General features: G+C 74.5%; 15 protein-coding genes. 3 read left to right on the plus strand and 12 right to left on the minus strand.

All coding sequences use genetic code 11. From position 1 onward, the window contains the following. Positions 1 to 37 precede the first annotated feature (37 nt). Complete coding sequence (locus tag RMN56_RS00150; protein ID WP_313721737.1) at positions 38 to 1,753, plus strand: beta-1,3-glucanase family protein; 1,716 nt, start codon at positions 38 to 40, stop codon at positions 1,751 to 1,753. Positions 1,754 to 1,801: 48 nt separating this feature from the next. Here RMN56_RS00150 and pheT read toward each other — a convergent pair whose 3' ends face one another. The 10 genes from pheT to RMN56_RS00200 all read right to left on the minus strand — a co-directional run bounded on the left by pheT (position 1,802) and on the right by RMN56_RS00200 (position 10,743). After that, entirely contained in the window at positions 1,802 to 4,351 is a 2,550-nt protein-coding gene (gene pheT, locus RMN56_RS00155) for a phenylalanine--tRNA ligase subunit beta (protein ID WP_313721739.1), read from the minus strand. A gap of 40 nt (positions 4,352 to 4,391) precedes the next feature. After that, positions 4,392 to 5,465, minus strand: a complete 1,074-nt coding sequence (gene pheS, locus RMN56_RS00160; RefSeq protein ID WP_313721740.1) for a phenylalanine--tRNA ligase subunit alpha — start codon at positions 5,463 to 5,465, stop codon at positions 4,392 to 4,394. 171 nt (positions 5,466 to 5,636) lie between these two features. After that, a complete protein-coding gene (locus RMN56_RS00165) occupies positions 5,637 to 6,521 on the minus strand; it encodes a TrmH family RNA methyltransferase (RefSeq protein WP_313721741.1) in 885 nt (294 codons plus the stop codon). A gap of 32 nt (positions 6,522 to 6,553) precedes the next feature. Continuing rightward, positions 6,554 to 6,946 carry a 50S ribosomal protein L20 gene (rplT, locus tag RMN56_RS00170; protein WP_030335718.1) on the minus strand — a complete coding sequence of 131 codons (393 nt, stop codon included), beginning with the start codon at positions 6,944 to 6,946 and terminating at the stop codon, positions 6,554 to 6,556. 32 nt (positions 6,947 to 6,978) lie between these two features. Continuing rightward, positions 6,979 to 7,173 carry a 50S ribosomal protein L35 gene (gene rpmI / locus RMN56_RS00175; protein WP_313721742.1) on the minus strand — a complete coding sequence of 65 codons (195 nt, stop codon included), beginning with the start codon at positions 7,171 to 7,173 and terminating at the stop codon, positions 6,979 to 6,981. A gap of 19 nt (positions 7,174 to 7,192) precedes the next feature. After that, positions 7,193 to 7,843 (minus strand): translation initiation factor IF-3, encoded by a 651-nt coding sequence (gene infC, locus RMN56_RS00180; RefSeq protein WP_313721743.1) that lies wholly within the window; start codon positions 7,841 to 7,843, stop codon positions 7,193 to 7,195. 317 nt (positions 7,844 to 8,160) lie between these two features. Then, positions 8,161 to 8,634 (minus strand): PH domain-containing protein, encoded by a 474-nt coding sequence (locus tag RMN56_RS00185; protein WP_313721744.1) that lies wholly within the window; start codon positions 8,632 to 8,634, stop codon positions 8,161 to 8,163. Further along, positions 8,631 to 9,593 (minus strand): DMT family transporter, encoded by a 963-nt coding sequence (locus RMN56_RS00190; protein WP_313721746.1) that lies wholly within the window; start codon positions 9,591 to 9,593, stop codon positions 8,631 to 8,633. Before RMN56_RS00190 ends, RMN56_RS00185 begins: the two co-directional genes overlap by 4 nt. Continuing rightward, entirely contained in the window at positions 9,590 to 10,435 is an 846-nt protein-coding gene (gene hisG, locus RMN56_RS00195) for an ATP phosphoribosyltransferase (protein WP_313721748.1), read from the minus strand. The genes RMN56_RS00190 and hisG overlap by 4 nt, the downstream gene beginning before the upstream one ends. A 44-nt stretch (positions 10,436 to 10,479) precedes the next feature. Further along, a complete protein-coding gene (locus RMN56_RS00200; RefSeq protein WP_091263821.1) occupies positions 10,480 to 10,743 on the minus strand; it encodes a phosphoribosyl-ATP diphosphatase in 264 nt (87 codons plus the stop codon). A gap of 135 nt (positions 10,744 to 10,878) precedes the next feature. Between RMN56_RS00200 and RMN56_RS00205 the strand changes: the two genes are divergently transcribed. Continuing rightward, on the plus strand, positions 10,879 to 11,487 hold the full coding sequence (locus RMN56_RS00205) for a winged helix-turn-helix domain-containing protein (RefSeq protein ID WP_313721750.1): 609 nt from the start codon (positions 10,879 to 10,881) through the stop codon (positions 11,485 to 11,487). Further along, complete coding sequence (locus RMN56_RS00210) at positions 11,484 to 12,782, plus strand: MFS transporter (protein ID WP_313721751.1); 1,299 nt, start codon at positions 11,484 to 11,486, stop codon at positions 12,780 to 12,782. The genes RMN56_RS00205 and RMN56_RS00210 overlap by 4 nt, the downstream gene beginning before the upstream one ends. 165 nt (positions 12,783 to 12,947) lie before the next feature. Here the strand turns inward: RMN56_RS00210 and RMN56_RS00215 are convergent, their stop codons facing one another. Both RMN56_RS00215 and RMN56_RS00220 read right to left on the minus strand, forming a co-directional pair. Continuing rightward, the gene (locus RMN56_RS00215; protein WP_313721752.1) at positions 12,948 to 13,622 is read right to left on the minus strand and encodes a response regulator; all 675 of its coding nucleotides are present in this window, start codon (positions 13,620 to 13,622) and stop codon (positions 12,948 to 12,950) included. Position 13,623: 1 nt separating this feature from the next. After that, positions 13,624 to 14,634 carry a GAF domain-containing sensor histidine kinase gene (locus RMN56_RS00220; protein ID WP_313721753.1) on the minus strand — a complete coding sequence of 337 codons (1,011 nt, stop codon included), beginning with the start codon at positions 14,632 to 14,634 and terminating at the stop codon, positions 13,624 to 13,626. Position 14,635: the final 1 nt, after the last annotated feature.

Raw genomic sequence — 14,635 nt, forward strand, 5'->3', positions numbered from 1 at the left:
GCCCGCCGCAGGCCGCGGCGGGTGGAAGGAGCCTCCCGTGCCCACCCCCAGGACACTGCTGCGCGCCCTGCTCGCGCTCGCGCTGGCCACCACCGGCGCGGTGGCGGCCGCCTCGCTGGCCCGCGCCACCGGCCCCGCCCTGCTCCCGCTGACCGTCACCAACGCCACCGGTCGCACCGAGCCCACCTGGCTGTACGTCCTCGGCACCGACCTGGCCACCGGCCGGCTCGGCTACGTCACCGCCGGCGGCGCCTTCACCCCCTGGCCGGCCGGCGGCCTGCCACCCACCCCCGCACCGGACGTCGCCGTGCCCGGCCCGGCCACCGGGGCGAGCACCGTGCTGCGGCTGCCCCGCAACCTCTCCGGCCGGGTCTACTTCTCCTTCGGTGCCAAGCTGAAGCTCTTCCTCACCCCGGACGGCCTGGTCCAGCCCGCGCCCTGGGCGGCCGGCGACCCCAACCGGGACCTGCTGTTCGACTGGTCCGAGTTCACCTACAACGACGCCGGGCTCTGGCTCAACAGCTCCCAGGTGGACATGTTCGCCGTGCCGCACGCGGTGAGCGTCACCGGCGCCACCGGGACCACCCGGCGGACCGGCCAGCCGGTCGACGACGGGCGCAACCGGGTGATCGCGGCGATCCGCGCCCAGGCGGGCTGGAGCGGGGCCGTGCAGACCCGTTCCGACGGCACGGTGCTGCGGGTGCTCGCCCCCGGCAAGGCCGCCGACGCCGGGCTGTTCAGCCGCACCTACCTCGACCCCTACATCGCGTCGGCCTGGCAGGCGTACGCGACGCGGACGCTGACCGTGGCGCCCTTCACCGACCAGCCGGCCGTCCGCTACTACGGGCGGACCAGCGGGGACGTGATGGCCTTCACCGACGGCGGCGGCCGGCAGGTGGCCACGTTCCGCCGGCCGTCCAGCGCGGACGTGTGGGGCTGCGACGGCGCGCTTGCCGCCCCGAACGACCAGGTGGTCGGCCCGATCGCCCGGACCCTCTGCGCCGCGCTGCACCGCAACACGCTGGGCACCCTGGACCTGCAGCCCTCCGGCGGCCCGGCCGACTTCTACCGGGGCGCGCTGACCAACCACTACTCGCGGATCGTGCACGGCAACATGGCCGACGGGAAGGCGTACGGGTTCGCATTCGACGACGTGCTGAACCAGGAGTCGCTGGTGCACGACGGTGACCCGCGGGCAGCCGGCATCACGCTCAGCCCGTTCGGCCCCGGCGGCGGCCCCAGCCCCTCCCCCAGCCCGTCCACCACGGCCACCCCGGGCCCGTTCGACGCCACCCGCTACATGCGGGCCGGCGGCGCGCTCGACCCGGGCACCGGCGCGCCCGGCACCGTGACCGTGGCCGCGGCCGGGGGCAACCACGACGGCACGCCCACCAACCCGCAGGTCTTCACGGCCCGTGGCCTCACCGGCCGGTGGACCGGCGGGTTCACCGCCTTCGACCTCTCCGTCGACGCCGGCACGGCGGTGGGCGACGGGGTCCAGGTGCGGATCTCGTACGACCGGACCGGTGACGGCGGCTGGGACCGGGTGGAGACGTACGCCTACTTCGCCACCGACCCGGTGCCCGGCTGGGAGCACTACCGGCAGACCCAGGGGCTGCGCTCGGCCACCGGCGCCCTCGGCGACCTGACCGGCGGCACGGTGCGGGTCGAGGTGTGGAACGCCATCGGCGGCACCCCGACCACGCTGGGCGTCGGCGCCTCCTCCCGGATCGTGCTGCCGTACATCGGCTGAGCACGCGGACGGGCCCACCCGTGGTGGGTGGGCCCGTCCGGTCCGCCGTCAGGCGCCGCGCAGGGTGGCGCCGAAGCGGCGGGCCGCCTCGGCCACCGCCGCGTCCCGCGCGGCCACCGCCTCCTCGCCCGCGAGGGTGCGGTCCGGGGCCCGGAACGTCAGCTTGTACGCCAGCGACCGGCGGCCCGCGCCGAGCTGCGCGGACGCGTAGACGTCGAAGAGCCGGACGTCCTCCAGCAGCGGGCCGGCCCCCTCGACGAGGGCCCGCTCCACCTCGGCGGCCGGGACCGACTCGTCCACCACGAGCGCCACGTCGATGAGGGCGGGCGGGAAGGTGGAGACGGCCGGGCCGGACACCACCGGCGCGGCGGGCAGCGCGTCCAGGTTCAGCTCCATGGCGCTGGTGCGCCGGGGCAGCTCCAGGGTCGCCACCACGTTCGGGTGCAGCTCACCGGCGTAACCGACCACCGTGCCGTCGACCAGCAGTTCGGCGCAGCGGCCGGGGTGCCAGGGCGCGCGCTCGGCGGCCCGGACGGCGACCCGGTCGGCCGGGATGCCGGCCGCCGCGAGCACCGTCCGGCCGGCCTCCACGGCGTCCGCCCAGCCGGCCGGGCGGCCCGCGCCCCACCAGCCGCCCGGCTCCATCTCTCCGGTGAGGGCCACCGCGACGTGCCGCGGCTGATCCGGGACCACCGCGTCGGCGCGGGCGAACTCCTCGTCGGTCGGGCGCCGGTCCACGCCCATGGCCGGCGGGGCGCCGGCGCCGGGACGCGGGTGGAACACCGTACCCATCTCGTAGATCGCCACGTCCCGCTGGCCCCGGCCGATGTTGCGCTTCAGGATGCCGAGCAGCGGGCCGAGCAGCGTGGTGCGCAGCAGCGGCTCCTCCTCGGACAGCGGGTTGGCCAGCCGCACGGCGGGGCGGCGCGGGTCGTCGGCCGGCATGCCGAGCTGGTCGGCCAGCTCCGGGGCGACGAACGGGTGCGCCAGGACCTCGACGTAGCCGCGCTCGGCGAGCGACCGGGCGACGGCCCGGCGGCGCTGCTGCGCCGCGGTGAGGCCACGGCCGGGGGGCGCGGTGGGCAGCACCGACGGCACCCGGTCGTAGCCGTCGAGGCGGACCACCTCCTCGACCAGGTCGGCCGGGTCGGTGAGGTCGGGCCGCCAGCTCGGCGGGGTGACGCTCAGCACGGCACCGCCGCCCGCGGCGGCGACGCCGGTCTCGCCCGGGTCGTCGCCGAGCCGGTCGGCGCCGCGGGTGACCGCGCAGCCGACCTGCTCCAGCAGCTCCACCACCCGCTCCGGCGGGTACGCCACGCCGATCCGGCGCGACGGCAGGTCCACCGGCAGGGCCACCGGGGTACGCGGCGGGACGTGGTCGAGGTCGAGGATCTCGGCGCCGACGGTGCCGCCGGCGTGCTCGGTGAGCAGCCGGACGGCCTTCTCCAGCGCGACCAACGGCAGCGCCGGGTCGACGCCCCGCTCCCAGCGCTTGGCCGCCTCGCTGAACAGCTTGTGCCGCCGCGCGGTGCGCCCGACCATGGCCGGGTTCCAGTGCGCCGCCTCGAAGAGCACGTCCGTGGTGGAGGCGACGACCTCGCTGGTCTCGCCCCCCATCACGGCCGCGAGCGAGATCGGCCCGGTGTCGTCGCAGATCACCATGTCCTCGGCGACCAGCGTGCGGGTGACACCGTCCAGCGTGGTCAGCTTCTCCCCCGGCTCGGCCCGGCGGACCACCAGCGGGCCGCTGATCCGGTCGGCGTCGAACGCGTGCATCGGCTGGCCGAGTTCGAGCATCAGGTAGTTGGTGATGTCGACCGGCAGGGAGATGCTGCGGACGCCGGCCACGCCGAGCCGCCGGGACATCCAGGCCGGCGTCTGCGCGGTCGGGTCGACGCCGCGGACCATCCGGGCGGCGAACCGGTCGCAGCCGACGGTGTCCCGCACGTCGACCGGGTACGCCGGCTCGGCGGTCCCGCCCGGGGCGGGGATGTCGGCCGGGTCGCGGAACGGCACCCCGAGGGCGTGCGACAGCTCGCGGGCGAGACCCCGGACGCTGAGCGCGTACCCGCGGTCCGGGGTGATCTCCAGCTCGACCACGACGTCGTCGAGGCCGACCACCGGGCGGGCGTCGTCGCCGGGCAAGGCCTTGGTGTCCTCGGGCAGCACGATGATGCCCGAGTGGTCGTCGCCCAGGCCCAGCTCCTTCGCGGAGGTGATCATGCCGGCGGAGGTGCGCCCGTAGGTCTTGCGCGCACCGATGTGGAAGTCGCCGGGCAGCACGCCGCCGGGGAGGATCACCACGACCCGGTCGCCCGGGGCGAAGTTGCGCGCCCCGCAGACGATCTCCTGCGGCTCGCCGGTGCCGTTGGCGGCGCCGACGTCCACCTTGCAGTAGCGGATCGGCTTCTTGAAGCCGGTCAGCTCCTCGATCTCCAGCACCTCGCCGACCACCAGCGGGCCGGTGACGGTCTCCCGCAGGTCCACCACGGAGTCGACCTCGATGCCGAGGTCGACCAGCGCCTGCTCCAGGTCGCCGGTGGGCAGGTCGGCCGGGAGGTCGACGTACTCCCGCAGCCAACTGACAGAAACTCGCATGACTGTTAAACCACCGTCTCCGTAACTCGTGCCCGCACCGTCAGACCCCGAACGCGCGGGTGAACCGCACGTCGCCCTCGGCCATGTCCCGCATGTCGCTGACCCCGTGCCGGAACATCACGGTCCGGTCGATGCCCATGCCGAAGGCGAATCCGGAGTAGACCTCCGGGTCGATGCCGCAGGCGCGCAGCACCCGCGGGTTCACCATGCCGCAGCCGCCCCACTCGACCCACTGCGGACCGTCCCGGTGCTCCGGGAACCAGACGTCGAACTCGGCGGACGGCTCGGTGAACGGGAAGTAGTGCGGCCGGAACCGGGTCTTCGCGCCCTCGCCGAACATGGCCCGGGCGAAGTGGTCCAGCGTGCCGCGCAGGTGCGCCATGGTGATGCCCTTGTCGACGACGAGGCCCTCGACCTGGTGGAAGACCGGGGCGTGGGTGGCGTCCAGTTCGTCGGTGCGGTAGACCCGCCCGGGCACCACCACGTAGATGGGCGGCTTGCGGGTCAGCATGGTGCGCGCCTGCACCGGCGAGGTGTGGGTACGCAGCACCAGGCCCGAGCTGTCCGCGCCGGCCTGCGGTGCGATGTGGAAGGTGTCCATGAGGCCGCGCGCCGGGTGGTCGGCCGGGATGTTCAGCGCGTCGAAGTTGGTCCACTCCAGCTCGACCTCGGGGCCCTCGGCCACCTCGTAGCCCATCCCCACGAACAGGTCGCTGATCTGCTCCATGAGGGTGCTCAGCGGGTGGCGGGCGCCGCGCGGACGCCGGTCGTAGGGCAGGGTCACGTCGACCCGCTCCTCGACCAGCACCCGCTCGGCCTGCTCGCGCTCCAGGATCTCCTGCCGGGCCGCGTACGCGGTCTCGATGGCGCGGCGGGCCTCGTTGACCCGCTTGCCGGCGTCGGACTTCGCGGCCGGCGGCAGCGCGCCGATCTCCCGGCGCGCCAGCGACACCGGGGACCGGTCCCCGAGGTGCGCGGGGCGCAGCGCGGTCAGCGCGTCCGGTTCGGCGGCGGCGGCGAACGCCTTCTCGGCGTCGGCCACGGCCGCGGCCAGGGCGTCCGGGTCGAGCAGGGCGACCTGCTTCGGGTCGTACGGATCGTTGCGGTAGCTCATGGCGTACGGGCACTCCCTCACGGCGGCGCCGGCCCTCACGGGCGGCTAGGCGAGTCTACGGACGCGCGGCTTCGCCGCAGCCCGCCGGTGGGAGATCGCGCAGGAGGAAGGGTCAGGCCCGCCGCCCGCCGACACCGGCGGGCTGGCTAAACGAACGCCGTGGCGCGTTCATCATCCGGCTGACTCCCCTGCTGTGTGGCCGCGCCGACCCGCGGGTCGGCGCAGAGCTCTCGCTGAAGCGTACAGGCAGACGGCCGCGGCCGCAGCCAGGTTCAGGCTCTCGGCGCGCCCGTGCAGCGGCACCCGGACCCGGGCGTCGGCCGCGGCGGTCAGCTCCTCGGGCAGCCCGTGCGCCTCGGAACCGAAGAGCCAGGCGGTCGGTGCGGCCAGCCGGCCGGCGTCGGTGAGGTCGTCGAGGTCGCTGTCGCCGTACCCGGTCGTGGCCAGGACGGTGAGCCCGGCGGACCGCAGCGCCGCGACCACGGCGACCGGGTCGGTGGCGCGGACCACGTCGACGTGGAACAGGCTGCCGGCGGAGGCCCGCACGCACTTGCCGTTGTAGGGGTCGACGGCGTCACCGGCGAAGATCACCGCGCCCGCGCCGGCCGCGTCGGCGGTGCGCAGCACGGTCCCCGCGTTGCCGGGGTCACGGATCTCGGCGAGCACCGCGACCAGGCGCGGTCCGCGCGCCAGGGCGTCGTCCAGGGGTACGTCGAGGTGCCGGCAGACCGCGACCAGGCCCTGCGGGGCGACGGTCTCGGCGAGCGCGGCGAGAGCCTCGTCGGTGACCTCGGAGACCGGCACGTCGGCCCGGGCGGCGAGCGCGGCGAGGTCGGCGTGCCGGTCCAGGGCCGCCGGGGTGCCGAACAGCTCGACCACGGTGCCGGCGCGGGCGAGCGCCTCGCGGACGGCCTGCGGCCCCTCGGCCAGGAACCGGCCGGTGGCCTCCCGGTCCCGCCGGCGCTGGAGCCGGCGGGCGGCGACCACCCGCGGGGTACGCGGGGTGAACGGGCCGGGAACAGCGTCGAGGCGCCTCCCGTGCGGTGCTGACGGCATGGGAGACGCCTCGATCTGCTGGTGCGGGTGGATCAGGCGGCCTGGGCCGCGGCGCCACCGGTGCCCTCGGCCGCCACGGCGGCGCGGGCCAGCTCGACGATCGCGGCGAACGCCGCGGCGTCGTTGACGGCCAGGTCGGCCAGGATCTTGCGGTCGACCTCGATGCCGGCCAGGCGCAGGCCCTGGATCAGCCGGTTGTAGGTCATGCCGTTGGCCCGGGCGCCAGCGTTGATCCGCTGGATCCAGAGCTGCCGGAAGTCGCCCTTGCGGTCGCGGCGGTCCCGGTAGGCGTACTGCATCGAGTGCAGCACCTGCTCCTTGGCCTTGCGGTAGAGCCGGGAGCGCTGACCGCGGTAGCCGCTCGCGGTCTCCAGCAGGGTACGACGCTTCTTCTGGGCGTTCACAGCCCGCTTGACGCGTGCCATCTCAACTCCTTCTTCGGTTCAGGTGGCGCGCGTCAGCGGCCGAGCAGCTTCTTGATGCGCTTGACGTCAGCCTTGGCCAGCTCGACCGTGCCGGTCAGCCGGCGGGTGTGGGTGGAGGGCTTCTTCTCCAGCTTGTGGCGGAGGCCGGCCTGCTGGGCGACGATCTTGCCCCGGCCGGTCACCTTGACCCGCTTGCCCATACCCGTGTGGCTCTTCATCTTCGGCATGTGGAACGTATCTCCCCTGTTACTGGCCGCTGGTGTCAGCGGTCGTGCCGGTCTCGCCGGCTGCTGCGGTCTCGCCGGCCGCCGGGGTCTCGCCACCTGCCGGGGCGGTCGACTCCTCCGCGGCCCGGTCACGGGGCCCGCCGCGGGACGCCGTGGCGGCGACCGCGGAGGCCTTCACGGCCCGGTGCGGAGCGAGAACCATGATCATGTTTCGACCGTCCTGCTTCGGAGCGGCCTCGACGTATCCCAGGTCCGTGATCTCGGACTCGAGCCGACGCAGGAGCCGGTAACCCAGCTCCGGGCGGCTCTGCTCGCGACCGCGGAACATGATCGTCACCTTGACCTTGTCGCCCGCCTTGAGGAACCGCACCACGTGACCCTTCTTGGTCTCGTAGTCGTGCGGGTCGATCTTCGGCCGGAGCTTCATCTCCTTGATGACGGTCTGCTGCTGGTTACGCCGCGCTTCGCGCGCCTTGAGTGCGCTCTCGTACTTGAACTTGCCGAAGTCCATGAGCTTGCACACCGGCGGGCGCGCCATCGGCGCAACCTCGACCAGGTCCAGGTCGACGTCCGCGGCCAGCTGCAGGGCGCGCTCCAGCGGGACGATGCCCACCTGCTCACCCTCAGGGCCGACCAGTCGGACCTCACGTGCCCGGATCTGTTCGTTCACGCGTGGTTCGACGCTGATGGGGCCTCCTCGAGTCGAGTCTTCCGTGGTGCCGACTCCGCGGGCTCCCGGACGGGAGCCGACCCGGAAAGCAGAAGGCCCCGGCGCATGCCAGGGCCCACTCGACCGGTCGGCACGATCACAGGATCGCGCATCCGGATCCGGGACGTGCCCGGAACCGGGAGACCGGGACCCGGCCACCTACGGGGGCGACTCGGGTGGGAGCAGGCGCTCCGCTTCAGGACCGCCCACAGGACGGTCTGGTCGACTCCGCAACACTACACCCTCGGACCAGCCCGCCCCAAACCGGGGCGCGGCGGTCAGCGAGGGGCGGCCGGGCCGCCGACCAGGGCGGCCAGGTGGGCCTGGTGCAGGCGACGCAGGGCGCGGACCGCCTCGACGGCGCGCTCCTTGTCGGCGGCCTGCAGGGCGACCATCGGCAGCAGGTCGTCGTCGTGCAGCTCCAGGCTGGCCCACGGGGCGCCCCGGTCGAACCGGACCCCGCGGATCACCTCCCAGGGCAGCTCGTAGGAGCTGATCACGTTGCGGATCCGGACACCCCGGGCATCGGCCACCACCCGGGGGCGGGTGAAGAGCAGGAAGCCGAGGGCCCCGAAGACGCCCAGCCCCACCATGGCGAGCTGGTCGCCCCGCTGGAAGCTGCCGTACCCGTCGCCGGTCGCCCCGCTCAGGGAGGTGGCCACCAGGCTGAACACCACCAGCAGCGTGACGGCCGACGCCCAGCAGACCACCCGGACCCGCCGCGGCCGCACGGTCACCACTGAATCACTCACGGAACCAGTCTGCCATCCGGCTCGGGCTCGGGTTCCGCCGCCACACGGACCGGGCGGCGGCGCCGCCCCCCGGCCACGACCACCGCCGCCCCGGTGAGCACCGCCCCGGCCAGCACCGGCAGCCGCACCCCGGCCCCGCCGGGCACCGCCACGTCCAGCACCAGGGCGCCGCCGAGCTGGCCGGCCACCAGCGCCAGGCCGGTGCGCAGCACCCCGGCGGCCCGGACGCCGACCAGCAGGGCGAGCACGATGCCGACACCGAACAGGCCGCCGACGTAGAGCCACCACTGGGTGGGCCACGCCGGGCGGGTGGCCAGCGCCCCGGCCAGCGCCGCCACCGCGGCGATCACCGAGGTGCTGACCGCGAAGTTCACCGCCAGCCCGGCGGCCGGACCGATCGCCGCGGCGACCCGACCGTTGAGCGCGGACTGCAGCGCCACCGCCAGGCCGCCGGCCACCGAGAGCAGCACCAGACCGACCGCCAGGTCGCCGACCGGCCGGCCGAGCTGGGCCATGGTCACCGCGGCGATCCCGAGCAGCGCCCCGACGACCCGGGGCAGGGTGAGCGCCAGCCGGCCGGTCGCGGCCAGGCCGACCCGGTCGACGGCCAGCCCGCCGAGGCTGCCCCCGGCCACCTGGGCGATCGTGAAGACCGCCACCCCGAGCGCCGGCACCACGAACGGGCCGATCACCACGATGGCGGCGCCACCCAGCCCGCCCAGGTAGGCCCACCAGGGCAGGCCGGAGTGGCGCAGGCCGGCCAGCCCGGCGCGCATGGACGGGACGGCGACCAGCCCGAGCAGCACGATGAGGCAACCGCCGAGGTTGTTGACCATGGCGCCCACGAGAGGGTCGCCGGCCCGCTCCCCCAGCTCGGCGTTGACCACGCCCTGCGCGGCCGAGGCCACCCCGCCCAGGACGACCACGGCCAGGGCGGCCGGGACCGGCAGCGGCCTCACAGCCGGCAGGCGTGGATGTTGGTGACCAGGATGGCCCGGGCACCCAGCTCGTAGAGCTCATCCATGATCCGGTGCACGTCCTCGCGCAGCACCATGGCCTGCACGGCCACCCAGCCCTCCCGGTGCAGCGGGGAGACGGTCGGCGACTCGATGCCCGGGGTCAGCGAGCTGGCCCGGTCCATCAGGCCGGCCGGCACGTCGTAGGCGAGCATCACGTAGCGGCGGGCGACCAGCACGCCGTGCAGCCGCCGCAGCAACTGCTCCTGCTGGGCACAGCCGGCGGCGCCGGCCCGGCGGACCACCACCGCCGAGGACCGCAGCAGCGGTTCGCCGAAGACCACCAGGCCGGCCTGGCGCAGGGTGGCCCCGGTCTCCACGACGTCGGCGACCACGTCGGCCACGCCGAGCCGGATGGCGTTCTCCACCGCGCCGTCCAGCCGGATCACCTCCGCCTTGACGCCCAGCTCGGCCAGGTGCCGCTCGACCAGCCCCGGGTACGCGGTGGCGATCCGGTGCCCGCCGAGCTGCTGGACCGAGTCCACGTCGTCGGGGCGGGCGGCGAACCGGAAGGTGGCCCGGCCGAAGTTGAGGTCGACGACCTCCTCGGCCGGCGCGCCGGAGTCGACCAGCAGGTCCCGGCCGGTGATGCCGACGTCCAGGTCGCCGGAGCCGACGTAGGTGGCGATGTCCTTGGGGCGGAGGTAGAAGAACTCGATGTCATTGGGCTCGTCCCGGCAGACCAGGTCCTTCGGGTCGGTGCGCTGGCGGTAGCCCGCCTCGCGCAGCATCCCGGCGGCCGACTCGGCCAGGGCGCCCTTGTTGGGTACGGCGACACGCAGCATGGGAGTGCTCCTTCGATCGACGAGATGATCAGCGGATCGGGCACTCACAAATGTCGGTAGACGTCCTTCAGCTCGAGGCCGGTGGCCAGCATCAGCACCTGGGCCTGGTAGAGCAGCTGGGAGATCTCCTCCGCGGCCCGCTCCGGACCCTCGTGCTCGGCCGCCATCCACGACTCGGCCGCCTCCTCGACGACCTTCTTGCCGATGAAGTGCACGCCCTTCTCCAGGGCGGCGACCGTGCCCGAGCCCGGGGCGCCGGCGGCGGCCTTGGCCTGCAGCTCGGCGAACAACTCCTCGAACGTCTTCACGGAAGGCGATTCTTCCAGCCGCCCCGGGTGACGCCTCTCCCCGGGTATGCCACACGCCGACCGCGACCACATACTGGACCCGACTTTGAAAAGAGAGGTTTCGAAAGAGGCCTTTCGAAGGCTAACCTTCAATGCATGGCAGACCAGTCACCCCGCCGGATCACCGACGTCGACACGCTCCGCGCCCTCGCGCACCCGCTGCGGCTGCGCATCCTCGACGCCGTGGGTCTGCACGGCCCGCTGACCGCCACGGAGGTCGCCGAGCGGGTCGGCGAGAGCCCCGCCAACTGCTCATGGCACCTGCGCCAGCTCGCCAAGTACGGCTTCGTCAGCGAGGCGGGCGGCGGCACGGGCCGACAGCGGCCGTGGCGGCTGGTCACTGACGGGCACCGGTGGGGCGACGGCGAGGAGAGCCCGGCGTTGGCGCGGGCCGGGGACGCGGCCTTCCTGACCCTGCTCGACCTGGAGTACCGCAAGCTGCGGGACTGGATGACCGTCCGCCGCCAGCAGCCCCCCGCCTGGCGCGACGCCGCCTTCCTCCACCAGTTCATCAGCTGGTACACGCCGGAGGAACTGCACGAGCTGCAGGAGGAGCTGCGCGGGGTGCTCGGTCGCCACCTGGACCGGCTCGGCGACCCGGCGACCCGGCCGCCCGGTTCCCGGCCGGTACGGCTGATGGCCTGGAGCGCGCCCGAGGTCGACGGGCCCACCGACGCCGACGCCGACGGGAACGGGGACCGATGAGACAACTGCTGCGCCGGCCGGAGTTCCGGCTGTTCTTCGTCGCACTGACCGTCAGCATGATCGCCGAGTCGATCCTGCTGCTGGCCCTCGCGATCTGGGTCAAGGAACTGACCGGCTCCGACGGGCTGGCCGGCGCCACCTTCCTGGCGCTGACCGCGCCGATGGTGCTCGCCCCGCTGGCCGGCTGGGTGGTCGACCGGGCGCCGCGCCGTCGGCTGTTCGTGGCCCTCAACGCGGGCACCGCTGTCCTGCTGCTGCCGCTGCTGGCCGTCCACGACCCCAGCGGGCTGTGGATCGTCTACGCGGTCGCCGCCGGCTACGGGCTCTCGTACATCGCGCTCGGCGCGACGGTCACCGCGCTCGTGCAGGAACTGGTCCCCGCGGAGTTGCTACCCGACGCCAACGGCGTGTCCCAGACCGTCAAGCAGGGACTGCGGCTGGTCGGCCCGCTGCTCGGCGCCGGCCTGTTCGTGCTGCTCGGTGGCCCGGCGATGGCGGCCGCCTGCACGCTCGGGTTCCTGGTGGCCGGCGCCGTGGGGCTGGCGGTGCGCCCGCCGCCGAGGGCGGGTGAGATCGGGGCCGCCGGAACGGCCCCACCGCGCGCGGCCGGGGTGCGGGCCCCCGGAGACGGGCGCGGGGAACTGGTCGCCGGCGTGCGACACCTGGTGAGCGAGCCGGCGCTGCGCCGGGCGCTGCTGGCGGTCGTGCTCGCCACCATCGGCCTCGGCTTCGGGGAGACGCTGTGGTTCGCGTACGTCGACCAGGGGCTCGGACGGGAGCCGGCCTTCCTGGGGGTGCTGGTCTCCCTGCAGGGCGTCGGTGGCCTGATCGGAGGGCTGGGTTCGGCGGCGCTGGTGCGCCGGCTCGGCGAGTTGGGCGCCATGGCGCTCGGCGTGGCCACCATCGCCGTGGGCTTCCTGGCCCCGGTCTGGCCGGTGCTCGGGTTCGCCGTCGCCGCTGCGGTGCTGATCGGCCTCGGCCTGCCGGTCGCCCTGGTGGGCACCATGACGCTGGTGCAACGGAACACTCCACCGGAACTGGTCGGCCGCGTCTCGGCCGCGCTGGACGCCCTGGCCAGCGGACCGCAGGCGGTGGCGATCGGGGCGGGCGCCCTGGTGGTCGGCCTGGTCGACTACCGGCTGCTCTATGCCGCTATCGGGGCGCTGCTACTGGCTGCCGGGGCGTACCTGCTGACCGGCCGCCGCCTCACCATCCCATGCACCGGAGGACGCTACGAACCTGATGACGCAGACGATTCACCCGGGCCGGCGACACTCCCGGTGCGACTCGGGTGACCACGGCTGTGGAGGCGCCCGGTCGTGACGGGCGGCGGGACGGTGAATCACCCACGTCATCACGTTCGTAGCGTCCCGCGAGTCATACGCAGGCAGCTCGGACACACCCCTGGTTGGCCGCGTCGACACCGGCGGGTCACCGCCGGCTGCCCGCCGACGCCGACCTCACCCGGTGGCCGCCGGCCGCCCGGGCAGTTGCCCGAGCCCGGCGGCACGGGCCCGGGCCACGGCTTCGCTACGGTCGGCGGCGTGCAGCTTGCCGAGGATGGTGGAGACGCTGTTGCGGACGGTCTTCGGGGCGACCGACAGCTTCCGGGCGATCGCCTGGTTGCCGAGCCCCTGCGCCACCAGGTCGAGGATCTCCATCTCCCGCGGCGTGAGTTCCGGGAACGGCCGGGCCGACGGCGACCGGGGCCCCTCGGCGAAGAACCGCAGGACGCGCTGGGCGACCTCGGTGCCGAAGACGGCTTCGCCGGCCGCCACGGCGGAGACCGCCCGCGTCACGTCGGCCCGGGCGGCGCCCTTGAGCAGGTAGCCGGCAGCGCCGGCGCGGATGGCGGCGTAGACCGACTCGTCGTCGGCGTGCATGGTCAGCACGAGCACCGCCGCGTCGCCCCGAGCGGTGATCCGCCGGGTGGCCTCGACGCCGCCCATGCCCGGCATGGCGAGGTCCATCAGCACGACGTCGGGGCACAGGTCCCCGACCGCGACCACGGCCGTCTCGCCGTCGGCCGCGGTGCCGACGATCTCGATCTCGGGCAGCCCGTCCAACGCCGTGCACAGCCCGTCCAGGAAAATCGGGTGGTCGTCCACCAGGAGCACCCGCACCGGGTCCGGCATGTCAGCTCCTCCCCGCCACGACGGGCACCGGCAGTTCGGCCCGGACGCTCGTACCCCCGCCGGGCGGCGGCTCGATGGTGAACGTGCCGCCCAGCTCGTCGGCCCGCTCCCGCATCGACGACAGGCCGACGCCGTCCCGGTGCGGGACGACCAGCCCGCAGCCGTCGTCGGTGATCTCCAGCCGCAGCCACCCGTCCCGCAGGCCCATCCGGACCCGGCACGTGGTGGCGCGGGCGTGGCGGGCCACGTTCGTCATCGCCTCGGTGACGATGCGGTAGGCGGCGACCTCCACGGCCGCGCTGGTGACCCGCAGGTCGTCGCCGCAGTCCACCTCGACGGCCAGCCCGGTGGCCCGCAAGGCGGCGGCGTGTTCGCGGACCACGCCCAGCAGCCCGAGATCGTCCAGGGACGGCGGACGCAGTCCGTGCACGATCTCCCGCACGTCCGAGACGGACTGACCGATCACCGACTTGATCTTCGCGGCCAGCGGCTGGGCGGCCGGGTCTTCGGCGACCCGCTCGGCGAGCACGTCGACCTGGAGACTGGCCGCCGCGAGCAGCGGTCCGAGGCCGTCGTGCAGGTCCCGGCGCAACCGTCGCCGCTCCTCCTCCCGGACGATGCGCTCCCGCGACTCGCGCAGGTCCTCCTCCAGCCGGGCCGCCCGCACGGCGACCGCGATCTGCCCGGCGAGGTCGGCCAGCAGGTCCAGCTCGCGCGGCTCGAACGGCGTCCCGCCACTGCGCCGCCCGACCAGCAGGATGCCCTCCTGGCGGCCGTTGCTGACCAGCGGGAACGCGTGCGCGTCGGTCGGGGGGTCGGCCGGCTCATCCGGCACCACCCGGGCGTACGGGACGCGCAGCATGGTGGTGAGGGTTTCCGTGACGGTGTGCAACAGCTCGTCCAGCGCCTCGGTCCGGGACAGCCGCTCGGCCAGCCCCGTGACCACCTCGTAGGGCCGGTCCCGGTCACCGAAGAGCAGCCGGTCGATCCCGCTCATCGTCCTCGCGGTCATC

This window comes from Micromonospora halotolerans (genome assembly GCF_032108445.1).
Taxonomy (GTDB): Bacteria; Actinomycetota; Actinomycetes; order Mycobacteriales; family Micromonosporaceae; genus Micromonospora; species Micromonospora halotolerans.